At 51.8% G+C, this 14,291-nt stretch carries 17 protein-coding genes and 1 tRNA gene; 4 read left to right on the forward strand and 14 right to left on the reverse strand.

The window, feature by feature from the left end; translation table 11 throughout:
• Positions 1-330: 330 nt before the first annotated feature.
• The 8 genes from O71_RS19070 to O71_RS19095 all read right to left on the reverse strand — a co-directional run bounded on the left by O71_RS19070 (position 331) and on the right by O71_RS19095 (position 6,906).
• Positions 331-1,686, reverse strand: coding sequence for a sodium:solute symporter (locus tag O71_RS19070; protein WP_369750993.1), 1,356 nt, complete (start codon positions 1,684-1,686; stop codon positions 331-333).
• The gene (locus O71_RS27570) at positions 1,671-1,817 is read right to left on the reverse strand and encodes a hypothetical protein (protein ID WP_007660280.1); all 147 of its coding nucleotides are present in this window, start codon (positions 1,815-1,817) and stop codon (positions 1,671-1,673) included. The genes O71_RS19070 and O71_RS27570 overlap by 16 nt, the downstream gene beginning before the upstream one ends.
• Before the next feature lie 52 nt (positions 1,818-1,869).
• The gene (locus tag O71_RS19075; RefSeq protein ID WP_071530911.1) at positions 1,870-2,886 is read right to left on the reverse strand and encodes an MBL fold metallo-hydrolase; all 1,017 of its coding nucleotides are present in this window, start codon (positions 2,884-2,886) and stop codon (positions 1,870-1,872) included.
• A 161-nt stretch (positions 2,887-3,047) separates the two neighbouring features.
• On the reverse strand, positions 3,048-3,536 hold the full coding sequence (locus O71_RS19080) for a hypothetical protein (RefSeq protein ID WP_007660284.1): 489 nt from the start codon (positions 3,534-3,536) through the stop codon (positions 3,048-3,050).
• Positions 3,537-3,561: 25 nt separating this feature from the next.
• Positions 3,562-3,699 (reverse strand): hypothetical protein, encoded by a 138-nt coding sequence (locus O71_RS24095; RefSeq protein WP_155801016.1) that lies wholly within the window; start codon positions 3,697-3,699, stop codon positions 3,562-3,564.
• 249 nt (positions 3,700-3,948) lie between these two features.
• On the reverse strand, positions 3,949-4,365 hold the full coding sequence (locus tag O71_RS19085; protein WP_007660286.1) for a hypothetical protein: 417 nt from the start codon (positions 4,363-4,365) through the stop codon (positions 3,949-3,951).
• A 2-nt stretch (positions 4,366-4,367) separates the two neighbouring features.
• Positions 4,368-6,203 carry a M61 family metallopeptidase gene (locus O71_RS19090; RefSeq protein WP_007660289.1) on the reverse strand — a complete coding sequence of 612 codons (1,836 nt, stop codon included), beginning with the start codon at positions 6,201-6,203 and terminating at the stop codon, positions 4,368-4,370.
• 58 nt (positions 6,204-6,261) lie between these two features.
• Positions 6,262-6,906 (reverse strand): class I SAM-dependent methyltransferase, encoded by a 645-nt coding sequence (locus O71_RS19095; protein ID WP_237717909.1) that lies wholly within the window; start codon positions 6,904-6,906, stop codon positions 6,262-6,264.
• A gap of 94 nt (positions 6,907-7,000) precedes the next feature.
• Here O71_RS19095 and O71_RS19100 point away from each other — a divergent pair, with 94 nt between their 5' ends.
• On the forward strand, positions 7,001-7,312 hold the full coding sequence (locus O71_RS19100) for a GIY-YIG nuclease family protein (protein ID WP_007660292.1): 312 nt from the start codon (positions 7,001-7,003) through the stop codon (positions 7,310-7,312).
• 77 nt (positions 7,313-7,389) lie between these two features.
• Here O71_RS19100 and O71_RS19105 read toward each other — a convergent pair whose 3' ends face one another.
• Positions 7,390-7,881, reverse strand: coding sequence for a CinA family protein (locus O71_RS19105; RefSeq protein ID WP_007660293.1), 492 nt, complete (start codon positions 7,879-7,881; stop codon positions 7,390-7,392).
• 32 nt (positions 7,882-7,913) lie between these two features.
• Positions 7,914-8,486, reverse strand: coding sequence for an RNA 2',3'-cyclic phosphodiesterase (gene thpR, locus O71_RS19110; protein WP_007660294.1), 573 nt, complete (start codon positions 8,484-8,486; stop codon positions 7,914-7,916).
• Positions 8,487-8,578: 92 nt separating this feature from the next.
• On the opposite strand from thpR, the gene O71_RS19115 reads away from it, so the two are divergent.
• Together O71_RS19115 and O71_RS19120 are read left to right on the forward strand one after the other, a co-directional pair.
• Positions 8,579-9,286 (forward strand): phosphatase PAP2 family protein, encoded by a 708-nt coding sequence (locus tag O71_RS19115; protein WP_007660295.1) that lies wholly within the window; start codon positions 8,579-8,581, stop codon positions 9,284-9,286.
• Between the two features lie 124 nt (positions 9,287-9,410).
• Positions 9,411-9,491, forward strand: a tRNA-Leu gene (locus O71_RS19120).
• 48 nt (positions 9,492-9,539) lie between these two features.
• On the opposite strand, the gene O71_RS24100 is transcribed toward O71_RS19120, so the two are convergent.
• Genes O71_RS24100 through O71_RS19135 form a run of 4 tightly spaced genes read right to left on the reverse strand, consistent with a single transcriptional unit; the run spans position 9,540 to position 13,164 of the window.
• Positions 9,540-9,719 (reverse strand): hypothetical protein, encoded by a 180-nt coding sequence (locus O71_RS24100; RefSeq protein ID WP_155801017.1) that lies wholly within the window; start codon positions 9,717-9,719, stop codon positions 9,540-9,542.
• On the reverse strand, positions 9,698-10,471 hold the full coding sequence (locus tag O71_RS19125; RefSeq protein WP_007660296.1) for a lysylphosphatidylglycerol synthase transmembrane domain-containing protein: 774 nt from the start codon (positions 10,469-10,471) through the stop codon (positions 9,698-9,700). The genes O71_RS24100 and O71_RS19125 overlap by 22 nt, the downstream gene beginning before the upstream one ends.
• On the reverse strand, positions 10,471-11,445 hold the full coding sequence (locus O71_RS19130) for a glycosyltransferase family 2 protein (RefSeq protein ID WP_040574836.1): 975 nt from the start codon (positions 11,443-11,445) through the stop codon (positions 10,471-10,473). Before O71_RS19130 ends, O71_RS19125 begins: the two co-directional genes overlap by 1 nt.
• A 12-nt stretch (positions 11,446-11,457) precedes the next feature.
• Complete coding sequence (locus O71_RS19135; protein ID WP_007660298.1) at positions 11,458-13,164, reverse strand: glycosyltransferase family 39 protein; 1,707 nt, start codon at positions 13,162-13,164, stop codon at positions 11,458-11,460.
• Positions 13,165-13,472: 308 nt separating this feature from the next.
• On the opposite strand from O71_RS19135, the gene O71_RS19140 reads away from it, so the two are divergent.
• Positions 13,473-14,273, forward strand: a complete 801-nt coding sequence (locus tag O71_RS19140; protein WP_007660307.1) for a lipopolysaccharide assembly protein LapB — start codon at positions 13,473-13,475, stop codon at positions 14,271-14,273.
• Positions 14,274-14,291 lie beyond the last annotated feature (18 nt).

Below are 14,291 nucleotides of genomic sequence, written 5' to 3' on the forward strand. Positions count from 1 at the left end.
ACTTTTTCCTTGATGAAAAAAGTAAGCAAAAAAATCAAGACGCTCCAAACTCGCTGAACGCTCAAACAGTGGAGCGCCGCAAAGCGCACATGGCGCTGCTGCTTGTTTCATAGCCACCGAGCGAGTTAGTCTTCGAATGCTTGCCAGTGGTACGTAATGGTAATTACAAAACTTATAACTGGGAATTGACAGATATAGAAAAGTCCCCCTTTGAAGGGGGCAGGGGGATGACAATCGTGCACAAAAATTTCACTCTCGGGTTGAGATTCCACTCTGAAGGTAGGCCCCTCTGCAAAGAGAGGGGCAGGTTGATCGTTCACTCAGACATTATCAATCCTGTAAATCCATGGGGGTAGGGGTTCTTTTAAATCCTGAAAATCCTGATTCAAACGATATTGCCCACAGACCCACGAACGTCAAAAACCCGTTCAATATCAATACCTCAAAACCGAAGGTATAGCCGTTGAACCACTCGGCGGAGTTGGCGCTGATGAGGTAGGTGAGCATGGGAGCAACCAGGCAGATGGCCGGCACGAAGCGGTCGCGGACCTGGCGGCGGGTGTAGAGGCCGAAGGTATAGAGCCCCAGCAGCGGTCCGTAGGTATAGCCTGCCACTTGCAGCAGCGTCGAAATCAGGCTTTGGCTGTTGATCTCGTTCACGGCCAGAATCACAAGCATCATGATTACCGAAAAGCCGATATGCACGATGTAGCGCAAACGCACCCGCTCGTGCTCGCTGCGCTCTTTAAAATTGAGGAAGTCTATACAGAAGGAAGTAGTGAGCGAGGTAAGGGCGGAGTCGGCGGAGGCGTAGGCAATGGCGATGATGCCCAGAATGAAGGCGATGCCGACCACAGCCGGGAAATGGTTCAGCGCCAGGAAGGGGAACACATCATCACCACGGTCAGGCAGGGCTATGCCTTTGGAGGCGGCATACAGGTATAGCAATGCGCCCAGTGACAGGAACATGACATTCACGACTACCAATATCACGCTGAACCAGAACATGTTCTTTTGCGCTTCGCCGATATTTTTGCAGCTCAGGTTCTTCTGCATCATATCCTGGTCGAGTCCCGTCATCACGATTGTGATAAAAGCGCCTGAGAAGAATTGCTTCAGAAAATAGGTGTTCTCCTTGTACTCCCAGTTAAACACATTGCCGTACTCACTGGCTGATATCGTGTCGACCATCCCCTGAAAGCCCAGGTTCAGTTCATTCGAAACCACCCAGATGCTGATAATGACAGCCAGCAGCATGGCCGTGGTCTGGAAAGTGTCGGTCCAGATGATGGTTTTCATGCCGCCCCGGAAGGTATAGGCCCAGATGAGCAGAATCGTAATACCCACCGTCACCGCGAAAGGAATACCCATCTCATTAAACACAGCCAACTGCAGCACACTGGCTACCAGAAAGAGGCGAATGGCTGCTCCCAGGGTGCGCGAAAGGAGAAAGAAGCCTGCCCCGGTTTTATAGGACCAGAAGCCAAATCGTTGGTCCAGGTAGGTATAGATGGAAACCAGGTTGAGGCGGTAGTAGAGCGGCAATAGCACCGTAGCGATGACCACATAGCCCGCCAGGTAGCCCAAGACGAGTTGCATGTAGGTGAAGTGCAGGTCGCGCACCATGCCCGGCACCGAGACAAAAGTTACGCCTGAGAGCGTCGCGCCGATCATCCCGAAAGCCACAACATACCAGGCGATTTGCGGTTGGCCAGAAAAAAGGTGTCGGAATCAGTGCTCTTGCCCGTCAGGAAAGAGATCAGGATCAGGATGCCGAAATAGCCGATGATCAGGCTGATAATAAGCGTTGCAGACATGTTGGTTGCCGTCGTGAAGCTGCAAATATAGCACAGCCCGCCGATTTTCGGGCTATAGCAGCTCGCGCAGCAGCACCGGCTCCCCGATGGCAGGTATGCGCAGGCCCTGCATTATGCCCGAAGTAGCTATCTGCTTCAGCAGCCGCACCGGCTCACCCGCCGGCTCGTCCGACAGGTCGAAGGTGCCGTAATGCATCGGGATGAACGTGCCACCCCGCAGTACGTTATAAGCCCGCACCGCTTCATGCGGATTCAGGTGACTCTTCTGCATCAGGAAACTCGGACGATAGGCACCCACCGGCATCAGGCACACATCCATCGGACCAAACAGCGCCTCTATTTCCTCAAAGTGCCCGTTGTAGCCCGTATCACCGGCAAAGTAGAGTTGCATGGTCGGGGTCTTGATCAGAAAGCTTCCCCACAATACCTTGTTCATGTCAAACATACCGCGGCGATGCCAGTGTGAAGCCGGCAGAAAGTAAATCTCAATTCCTTCGGGCGTGAGGTCGAACTTCTGATACCAGCCTGCTTCCTGGTAGGGCATATGCGGCTCGGCACTGCGCAGCAGATCACCGGCCCGAAGCGGCAACAGCGCCTTCAGGTCAGGGTTTTGACGGTACAGGGTTTTGATGGACCGCTCGTCGAGGTGGTCGCGGTGGCCGTGTGAGAACAGCACCAGGTCTATACCTGTCAGTTGCTCCGGCGCACACGGCAGCCCGATGCGGCGTTTGATCATAGGCAGGTCATAGAACACAGGGTCTGTGATCATGGTCAGCCCGTTTACCCGGATCAGGAAAGTAGCATGCCCCAGCCAGACCACCATGTCTTCTGTGGAGTCGATAAAGTCGGTTCCGTAAACTATGGGAGGGATATAATTGTCGGCTTTTTTCTCCTCACGCTGTGGATTGCGGGTAGTTTTCCAGCGTAGCACTTTGCTCAATTTAGGGGTATAGAGCTCGCTGCCGTTTACAAACTGTCCGTTAATGGTCTTGTTGCCGCGGAAATCTGGCTTCACCACATCCAGTTTGTCGTTTTTCAGATGTCTTACTGTTTCGTTCTTCTGCCTCAAAATCTGAATAAGCTTGTTTTCAGGGATTATAAACACGATAACGCACCCGAAAGTTGAAACGTGTGCGGAAAATTAATTAAAATACGGCAGCAGGCATAAAAAAGCGCCTTCTCCATTCAGAAAAGGCGCTCTAAAATTTCTTTTCCTATCGAAGAAGCTTCCTACCAAAAGCCGCCGCTTCTTCCCATTGATACCGGATGCTGGAATGGGCCATAGAAAGGGGAAGCGCCATTGGAGTAGCGCATGCCTCCTGTCACCGAAAAGTGCTCTGTAATTTTATAAGTTGCCCGGAAATCCATGCCCTGACGACCCGGCGTCATAAAGTTCATGTAAGCCGGGTTTTGGGCCGGAATATTCGAGAAGTCCTTCCACACGCTGCCACTCAAAATAAGGCGGTCATTTACCAGGTAGTCGGCACCCACATGGGCAATGTAGTGGTTGCTCGGACTGGTACGCATCAGCGTTGTGCCTCCGTCTGAAGCAGGTACGCTGTACTGTCCCGGCATCACCGACATATAGGTCAGGCTGCTGAACACACGCAGACGCGGGTTAAGCTGATAACGAACGGTCGGCTCCAGGTAGGTGGCGCCAAAACCACTGCCAAAGCTGGCGCCAGCGGCCAGACTATAGCTGAGACGTTTTGCCGGCATCTCAAATTTCGTCGGCCGCTCCTCTTCAGAAGCCGGGGGCTGGCCTTTCCTGCAGGGTAGGGGCCGGCGCGGCTTCCAGACTGGCTTTCTGGCCTGTCTGTGCCAGGACGCTACCTGCAAAAAGCAGGCTGCCGGTCAGTATGGTGCTTAAAAATATTTTCACGTGAAAACTCGCTGTTGAATGTGGTACTAAGTTAAGGCACAAATGCTTCTGAAACAAACAGGTGTCTATTTCCAAACGAGGCCGCAAGTCTTTTGTTGTCAGTGGCTATACCTGTTGCGTAGAGCCGGCACCAGGAAACGTGATTGCCTGCCCAAGGCTTTTATCCGGAAACTTATTTCTTGTCTTTCACAGGTATAAGCCTGCCCGTAAAGGCCAACCAGAAGCTGGAACCCAGCAATAACAGGTAGTTCAAGGTATAGTCGTTGCAACGGAATCAGAAACCAGTCTGCCGGGAGCAAAAAGGATGCCTTTTATCATCCCGTTGTCTAACAAACCCAGGAGCGCGAATACAATGGCGATGACCAACACAAGTCCTGCATGTTGCAAACCCAGTTTCTTGCGCCTGATGGCGATAAATGAGAGTATCACACCAAACAGTGCCCCGGCATAAAGCGCACCCTGTAGCACCAGCTTGAATCTGTCGATGCGGGCATTGTTGACGCCATACCTGGATGCGCTTTCCTCAAAGGCTCCTAAGTCGTCCGTTTCCAGGTATAGCTCTGCCAACGGCATGTCGTAGATGTAGCCGAGCGCAATGAAGGCGTAAGAAGTCAGCAGCACGATCAGACTATACAGCAGGATTACTTTTGGGTTTATACCTTGCATAGTTACTTCGTCTTGGCTCCCAGCCAGGCCTGTCTGAATTGCTGCATGGCCGGCGTCAGCTCTTTGCCAGCCACCTCAAATGGTACAACCTCCAGGGTCGGGATTTCTTCCATGATCAGGGTGGCCTTCCGGACGGTGCCGTGGCGTTGGTAGGTAAGGGGTACGCTGTGGGTTGGCTTGAGCCTCTTCATAATCTTCTCCATTTCCTTTTCGCTGGTTACCTTCCTGCCATCGATTGTCAGGATGACATCGCCACGGTCGAGGCCGGCTTTATAAAGCGGAGAGGTCACATAGGTGCCGTTCATGAGTTTAGCACCTTGCTTGCTGTAGTCAAAATTGGCCATGCCAAGGCCTGCTTTGCCCGGGTTGTCTTTCCGAACCTGTAAACCGGCCTCGGCCAGTAGCGCGGCGTAGTCCGGTAATTCACTGCCGTATACCTGTCTTCTGAAAAAATCAGCGGCCCAGGCAGTGTCTTTTGTCACTTCGGCCAGCGTCTGCTCCAGGTCGCGTAAGGTATAGGGCTTCTCCGGTTGACCGTATTTCTGCCAGAGCGCCTGCATGTAAGCATCCAGGGTGGTGTTGAAGTCGCGACGCAGGGTCAGGTCCAGTCCCAGGCCCAGCACACTGCCATAGGTATAATAGGAGATGAAGGTGTTGTGACGGTTGTGCGGATCCACGGAGCGGGCGGCATCCACGAAAGGAGCCTGCAGGCTCATCTCCATTAGACTGTGGTAATGACGGCCCGGTGAGAGCAGCACGTAGTTCAGGTCTCCGGCCAGGTCGCTGCTGTATTTTTTCAGGTCGAAGATGCCGGTGCGGCGCATAGTTAGGTCGCCGTAGTAGGTCGTAAAGCCCTCGGCCAGCCAGAGCGCCTCCGACATGTTGGCTTCCTGAAAATCAAAAGGCTCCAGGCTGGCAGGGCGCAGGCGCTCCACATTCCAGGCATGGAAAAACTCATGCGACACTGTATTGAGCAGCGGATTCATAGAGGTGAGCAGCGGCCTTGAGCTGGTCAGGATGGTGGAGTTGCGGTGTTCCATGCCATCGCCCACCGCCTGTGGCCCGTAGCAGGCAATGAAGGTATAGCGGTCAAAGTCGAAGTCGGGCAGCTTCCCAAAAACGGCCTGCTGCTCGGCCACAATCTTTTTGGTGCTGGCCACATAGCTGTCAAATGCCGCCTGCGTACCCTGGTGGTGCATGGCCACCTGTATGGTCTTGCTTTTGACGCCGTCCTGTACCTGCCACTCCGCAAAAGCAAAGTCGCTCAGCTCAGTCGGGCTGTCCATCAGGTACTGAAAGTTCGGCGCCTGGAATGTCGAGTCGTTCAGAGGCTGCAGCTGCGTGGCCACTTTCCAGTTGCTGCCCTGCGGCATGCGGAAAATTACACGGGCGGGTACCCGCTCAAAGCCGCGGGCATACATGAGCGTAGCGGGCATATTCAGGTGTGCATGTGTCTCGTCGATGCCGGTATAGGTGCCGTCGGCGTGGTCGCCAAACAATGTATAGCTCAGCGTGACTTCTCCCTGGTGTCCGCTCACATGCCACTCATGCGGACTAAAGCGGCTAACACGCAGTTCCTGCCCTTTACTGTCGGTGGCTTTGACGCTGTACACGTTTTTGGCAAACTCATGCAAGGCGTAGCGGCCCGGCGAACTGCGCGGCATAAGCACCTGCAGGGTGTCGCTCTTTATACCTGTAAACGTCACGCTGATCTGTGCCTCGTGGTGCACGGCGTTCGGGAAGGAGAGGTGGTAGCGCACTTGCTGCTCCTGTGCCAGCAGCGGCGTGAGCGTCAGCGACAGGGCAGCACACAGGGCGCCAAAAAGTCTCGTGGACATAAGGGAGTGTTTGGTTCGAAAATAAAAGTAGGGATTTTATAGCTGTTGCGCAAAGCCGCTATACCTTGCGATAGACCTTGGCCTGCACCAGTCCGCCGTAAAATGAAGCTGCCTGTAACTCCTCCAGGGGTAGCCTGGCGAAATGGTGTTCAAAATCAGGCAGACGAGTAGCGCTCACCTGACTCACTTTTCCGAAGAAGGTGTACATGCTTCTTAGTAAAATCCGCTGCCAGGCCGGAGCCGGTACCTGCGTAGGCCAGAAATCACTGAACAGCCAGAGCCCCTGCGGGCGTAGCGCAGCGCACAGCCGGTCCATCAGGTATGCCAGCCGCTTATACGGAAAGAGGTCGAGCAGGAAAGGGGTGAGGATGACGTCGTAGGTTTCGCCATGCTGCAGGCTGTCTTCTGTGCCAAGCCGGAAGGTGATGTCAGGAAGAGCAGACGGGATTCTCAGCCCAATGCGCCTCCGGGTCATTTCCAGCATTTTCTCCGAGGCCTCCAGGTAAGTGACTTCCGCCAGCGGTCTATACCTGAGCAGCTGCTCCAGCAACCAACCAGAGCCTCCTCCGATCAGCAGTACGTTCGCTTTTTCAGGTATAAGCGACAGGTGCTCTACCTGCGCCCGCCGCAACGCATTGCCAAACACCAGGTGCGAAAGGCCGTCATAAACTGGGGCGATGCTGTTGAAGTTGGTGTTGCTCACATTTTTTGTCATTTCGACCAAAGGGAGAAATCTGGAGCGTTTCAAACTATTATTTTCTTTTACCGGTTGAATGGCAAAAACCTTTAATGATGTTATGTCTGGTCATAACTATTTCGTTTACATAACCTCTAATCCAAAGAAGACCACACTCTACATTGGAGTAACAAATGAATTGACTCGCAGGATGGATGAACATGTCTTAAATGCGGGCGTCCCTACTTCCTTCGCTGGTCGATACTATTGCTTTAATCTCGTTTACTATGAGCGTTTTACTTACGTACAGCACGCCATAGAACGCGAAAAACAATTGAAAAAGTGGAGCAGGAAGAAAAAGGATGAGCTAATAAGAGACTTCAATCCTGAATGGAAACCATTGAATGACGAAGTTAAGGATTGGGAGGATTAACATGCTGTTTTCGCTCCAGATTTCTCACTGGTGTTCGAAATGACAAAAATGAACAATCATAATGCACAGTCAGAATTTCACCGATCATAATGCTCCTCTACAATCCCTTTGAGTTTCTCAAGTACATACTCGGTGAATTGTTTGAGCAGGCTCTGGCTGTTGCCTTTGAAGACTTCCCTGAACTCCTCTGCCTTGCCATCATATAGAAAAGACACGAAAATAGTGCCCACCGGCTTCTCAGAAGTTTCAGAGCCTCCCTCGCCGGCAAGTCCCGTGGTGGCGACGCTGATATCGGCATCGAGCGCCTTCTTCAATCCCATCACCATCTCATTCGTTACCTGCTGCGACTCGGCGGTGTAGAGGTCCAGGGTATCCTGTTTTACGCCCAGCAGTTTTTTCTTGGCTTCCACATTGTAAACCACCAGGCTGCCGATCAGCACATCGCTGCTGCCTTTGGCTTTTACCAGTTCAGAAGATAGCATGCCAGCCGTGCAGCTCTCTGCAAAGGCAATGGTCAGCCCATTGTCTTTCAGCATCATGGTCAGTTCGGTAAGCTCCGTTTGGTTCATAAGGTATAGTCGTATTCAGATAAGGGTGCTTCTCATACTGTTTTGTCCTCCGCGGGGTTACCTGTCAGAGGGTAGCGTTGCAGGATGCTGTAGCGGGGATGCGGCGAACATAACTCCGAATGCCAGACCGCGATCTCATTCACCTGGAGTGTGACTGGGCTATCCGGATGGAAAGATTCGAGGTGGTGGGGCACCGGGCGGTCTTTACGGAAACGGGCCAGCGTGACATGCGGCTTGGGTTCCCGGCTAAGGGGCGGATCTGCAGAAAGCACCTGTGTAAGGCTGCGGCTCAGTTGGGCAAAGACGTCATGGCTTTTAAACCTGGCCCAGATCAGGCGTGGGGAGCGGGGTTTGGGTCCGGGCTCTATCGCTTCCAGTTGCAGTGTGAAGGGCGCAAACTGCTGCGCCATGTGTGCGGTGACCTCCTGTATAGTGTCTAACTGACTGGCGGGCACGTTGCCGATAAAGTAGAGCGTCAGGTGCAGGTTGTCGATCGGAACCTGCCGGATGGCTTCGTGCTTATACCTGTCAGCCTGTTCGCTAAAATACTTCTTTAACTCCTCGGGCAGTGGTGCTGCAATGAATAGTCTGGTGGTCTGGCTCATGTGCTGCGGGTCTATCCTGTATGGCTTCGCATACGTAATTAGTCGGCAGGCGTATACTAAACCTATGCTAAAACCAAGAACCCTGGATATTCATGATACGACACTATTATAGGAAGCTGGCAGCAGGCTTTGCCTTGTTCACCCTCGAACTGATCTTTGTGATAGCCGTTTTTCTGGCCTGTGTGCTGGTGTTTTTATATGTCAGTGCCGAGGTTGCCTCTGCAGCCGGCCCGATCAAGTTCGACGAAGCCGCTTTTGCCGTGGCTGCAGACATGCAAAGCACCGGTTTTACGCGGTTTATCGAGTTCATTACCTTCTTTGCCTCCCGCCACTTCATGACGGCGGCGGCCCTGCTGCTCATCGCCTACTTTCTGTTTGTGCGGCGGCACAGGTGGTATTCGCTCAAAGTGCCGGTGGTGGCGCTGGGCAGTATCTCGCTCAACCTGGTGCTCAAGTTCTTTTTCGACAGGGAGCGGCCTAGCATGCCTTTGGTTGACGCTTCGGGCCTAAGCTTTCCGAGCGGACACTCCATGATTGCCGCCTCATTCTACAGCCTGATCATCTACCTGACCTGGCAGCACGTGGAATCCAAGCCGCTCCGAAATTTTTTAGTGGCCCTGCTCGTGATTTTCATTTTACTCATCGGATTCAGCCGCATCTACCTGCGCGTGCACTATGCAACCGATGTAGTGGCGGGTTTTGCCGCTGGCATTCTGTGGGTTATCATCGGTATCGGGCTGCTGCGTCGTATCGAAAAGTATACCCGCAAAGAGATCGCCCCGGTGGTGGAGGAAGATTGATTTTTAGTGAAAGCAATTTTTTTTCGGGTGGGCTATTGCAGATAATAATTTCTGTTATACCTTTGCAATCCCAATCAACAAGGGTTAAAGGGTTTTGGGAAACACATTTTGATTACTACCAAGCGCGCACGTGGCGGAATTGGTAGACGTGCAGGTCTCAGAAGCCTGTGCCTCGGGCGTGGGAGTTCGACTCTCCCCGTGCGCACTAATCCAAAATGTAAAAAAGCCGGCTGCAAAGCCGGCTTTTTTGTTTTTATACCTTTCGTGGCGCTTGTGTGTGAGCCATTGGCTCCTCCTTCTTTATCTCCTCACTTTCTTCAGGCGTGAGCGCAAATTCTTTGGATCGGAAGGCGATGTAAAGACCCGTTAGTGCCACCGTGACTGAGAGCAGATAAAACGATAAGCTGATGGTCAGGGCAGTGTACTTTTCCATTGGGAGCAGGTTGGCAGCCTGCACAAAAACGTATTCCCGGGCACCAAGCCTCCGACCGTAAAAGGAAACAGGGATACCAGCGAAGAAACCAGAAACGTAAACAAGTAGGCTGTAAAAGGCTGCTCTGTGTTCAACGCCGAAAGAATCAGTACAATGCACAGAACTTGCAGCAATTGCACCACCAACGCTTTTGTGTGACTTGTAACAGCTACCCGGGAACTGATGTCAAAAAATCGCCTGAGTAATACAAAGTATACCACAGAACCGATCATATACAAGGAAACAGGTATAAGAGCAGGTAGTTTGATCTCGGCTATCTGCGTGAAAAGCAGGGTGGCTATACCTGTCATTGCCCAGAACCCGCTTAGTCGATCCAGGAAAATAGCACTCAGTAGCTTTCTGGCTGGTTTTTGAAACCTCACCCGGAGCAGGTAAATCTTGTAGGCGTCTCCGCCAATTCCTGCCGGCAGGAAAAGGTTGTAAAACATACCCAGGAAGTACAGTTTGAGGTTATACAGAAAAGGAAGAGCAAGCCCCTTTGCTTTAAAAAAAACACGGAGCCGCGAGGATGAAACCACCTGGGAGCCAACCAAGGCCAGCAGGGCCAGCAAGAAGTAAAGCAGGTTGCTTTGTCGGTATAGCTCCTGCACCTGGCCGATGTCTATTTTCCTGAAAACAAGGTATAGCAATATACCTGTTACAAGTATTTTGAGGGGAGTCTTGATGGTATGCCATATCGCCCGCTTTCTCATCAGCTTGCCAGCTTCTCTGCCACCACCTGCAAGGGCTCTTTTGAAGGATCAAAAATCCGCCTGACGTGATAGGTTTTACTGTTGTTGCTCTTAAAGTAAATGCGCACGCATATTTCTGCCAGAATACCGATCGTGATAAGCTGTATACCTCCCAGCACAAGCATCAGCCCCAAAATAAGCAGGGGCTTTCCCCAGATATCCTGCCCCAGCAGCTTCAGAATCAGCAGGTAGAAGTTCACGAGCAAACCCAGGCCTAAGGAAATAAAACCCATTGTGCCAAAAAGGTGCATGGGGCGCTGTATGTATTTGCGAAAGAAAACCATGGTGACCAGATCGGCCATGACGTTGATGGTGCGGCCTATACCATATTTCGACCGGCCAAATTTTCGGGGATGGTGCTTCACATCCACCTGTGCAATGTTGGCGCCCTGCATTTTGGCCAATACAGGTATAAAACGGTGCAGTTCGCCATAGATGTCAAGTTCCTGCGCTATTTCCCGCTTAAATACTTTTAGGGTACAGCCGTAGTCTTTGATGTGTACCCCCGTCATGCGGCGTATCAGGTTGTTGGCTATTTTTGAGGGAATTTTGCGCAGCAGCACATCGTCCTGCCTGTTTTTTCGGTTGCCGGCTACGACGTCCCAATCTTCTTCCTGCATTTTTTGGAGCATGCAGGGGATGTCAGAAGGGTCGTTTTGAAGATCACCATCGAGTAAGGCAATGTAGTTTCCTGTGGTATGATCTATACCTGCGGTGATGGCGGTGGACTGCCCATAGTTTTTGCGCAGCTCGACCAGACGGGTGTTTTGGTCTGCCCATTTCCTTATTTCCCCGGGAGTGCCATCCCGCGAACCATCATCTACAAAAATGGCCTCGTAATCGATGCCGTGCAGTGCATGCCGGATCGATTCCAGCAGCGGTTTGATGTTCTCGCGCTCATTCAAGACAGGGATAACGACTGATAGCTCTTTCATGGTGCCAGGGATTTACAATTGAATTACATACATATAAGAAAGCACCTCCTGCCTCGTGTCAGGGTGTAGGAACTTCCACTTTACTTTGGAAACATGGTAGTCCTGTGCCTGGAACTGTTGCTGAAACGGAATCCCGCTTTTCAGAAGACTGTCCAGGCCTTCTTCGTCAGTTACGATCCACAGGTTTGTATTTGCCTGCATCAAGGTTTTGATACGGTCCAGCGTGATGGTCTCGTGCAGGTAAGCCGTGTTGAAGTCGTATGAGAAGCTCCTGTCCATCTGGTAGATAAACACCTGGTCAGGGGTGATGTTTTTCTCTTTTGAGAGATTGGCCAGTGTGGTGCCCGCCTGGTAGTTGAGCAACTGCGGGTAAAAGTTGGTATGGTGCATAAAAAAAAAGAAAACAGCTCCTGTAACAGACCAGTAGATGGTTCTTTTGCTTTTCTCCAGGTTCAGGAATAGGGTGCTGAGCCACACGAGCAGCAGCAGGCCTGCCAGCAACATCACCCACACCGATTGAAAAGGAAAGACCCAGAGGTTGAGGACCAGGCCGAGCAATGCCATGCCAGTGAGTACAAACAGCTGCGTATACCAGTAAATTTTAGTCTGTCTGGGTGAGTTCCGGTTACTGTAAAGGTGGCTGGCGAGCAGCAGCGCAATAAGCGGGAACAGAATATTGAGGTAATGCGGCAGCTTGAACTTAGACAAGGAAAAGAGCATGATAAAGAATACCGGAGCCCCCCATGTCATGAGCTCTAGCGCATGCTGGTAGCGGAACCTGGTGGCTATAAAAATCCTGGCCCGGGCAATTATAGCATAGACACCTAGCAGACTCCAGGGAAGGAAGGCCCATAGGAAGGTGTGCAGAAAGAAGGTGACGTCTCTTTTCCTGGTCGAAAAACTCTCTCCCTGCATCCGCTCAAAATTCTGATCCCAGAGAATAAATCTCACCCCAGACACATTTGTCTTGCCGCGCACTTCCAGGGCAGGGTGCAGATCAAACTGCACATAGTAGGCATAGAGCACCGGAGAAATAAAGACGAAAAACAGGAGTATTAAGAGTAGCCACCTGCCATGAAAAAGCATGCGCCAGTTGCGCTGGTAAAGCAGGTGCAGCAAAATGGCGACGGCTGGCACGACGGCTCCTACCCAGCCTTTGGTAGCAAAGGCCATAGCCAGTCCCAATGCTGCCAGCACAAGGTGAAGGATCTTTTTGTGCGCTATGTAAGCACACAGTTGCCAGATCGCAAAGATTGCTGAGCCCGTTAGCATAGCATCCATCCTGACATCGTTTGTGGATAGCACATAAGCGAAGGCAGTGGCGAGGATCAGGCCCGCCAGTTTGCCAACTTCTTTATTGTAAAGCAGCCAACCCAGGCGGTAGGTCGCATAGGTGCCCAGGATTGTGAACAGGAAAGAGGGGAACTTGTAGGCAAAAGCGTTTACGCCAAAGATATGGTACGAAAGTGCTGAGGTCCAGAATAACAGATGGGGCTTGTCCAGGTAGGGTTTTCCCTGGTCTATCAGGTGCGTATAATTTCCGTCGAGGTACATCTTGAACGCAATGTTGGCATGATGGGCAGAGTCATTGTCCATAAGCGGCACGAACAGCGCAGGGATGTAAAATAAAAGGAGCAGTAAGTAAAGGGCACTATAAGGTACGCTTAGGGCCGATGCCGTAGTCGGAGTAGAGGTTACGCTTGTAGCCTGGTATCCCATTTATATTGTGTACAAAAATCAAATTGTGTCTTGATATTATACTGTTTGAAAATGAAATAGATTTGGTTTTGACCTTCGAAGATCAGTGCCAGCTTTATCCATGATCAGCCCCTAACAGCCAACTTTCAGATTTTCAATCCGAATCGTGCACCAAATTTTTGTCTGAATCAGGATTTACAATATTGGTTATTCAGAAGATCAATCCTATATATCTTGATTCAGACCATTCAACAATTCAACAAATCCCTTTGTCGTCAGGATCAGGTAGCGTATTTTAGGGCTGTCAATCGCCTCTCTAAACAGAAACTATGTCCCGCCTGCTTCTTGCCTGCCTTTGCTATACCTTCTTTCTTGTGGCTATACCTGCTGCCTTTGCCCAGCACCCGGATCAGGTAGCCGAAGTTAAAGCCCGATTGGAGCGTGAACGACAGGAATTGCGACAGGAGAAGGCCAAGTCACTGGCAGACAGAGCCGACCGCATGCTGGATCTCGGCATGTGGCAGGAGGCAGAGGCGCTTCTGCAAAAAGCAGCTGCTTTTCATGAAGTGAAGCTGACAAAAGCCCGGCTTGCCATGCTGCAGCACAAGTACCACGCCGCTGAAGCGCTGGTAGGAGAGGTGCTAAAACAAGCGCCTGCCAACCGGGAAGCACTGCTGCTACAAAGCAAACTGCAGATACAAGCCTGGGAACTCCCAGCAGCCATGGCTACAGCCCAGCGGCTATTGCGTAACGACCCGAAAGACGAGGAGGCCACTTTAATCACAGGCCGTATTCTGATGCTGCAGAAGCGTTACAACGAAGCCCTCGCACAGGCTGTGAAAGTGCAGCGCTGGAATCCCAATAATTCGGCTGCTTACCTACTGGAGTCAGATGTGCTGTTCTGGGATCAGAAGCCAGAAGAGGCCGAAAAGCCTCTCGTTAGGAGCTTGACGCTGAATCCATTTGATGTTGATGCCCGTTTCAACTACGGCTATGCCATCTGGCGCCGGTGGATGCCACGCAGCTCAATGCCATGGCCGCGCAATGGGAGCTGGCGCTGGAACTCAATCCGCTGCACTATGTCACGCACTGGCACTGGGCAACGGCCATACCAATCTCACCTATGCTGACTATGCCCAACCGGAAGA

This window comes from Pontibacter sp. BAB1700, from assembly GCF_000277005.1.
GTDB classification, from domain to species: domain Bacteria; phylum Bacteroidota; class Bacteroidia; order Cytophagales; family Hymenobacteraceae; genus Pontibacter; species Pontibacter lucknowensis.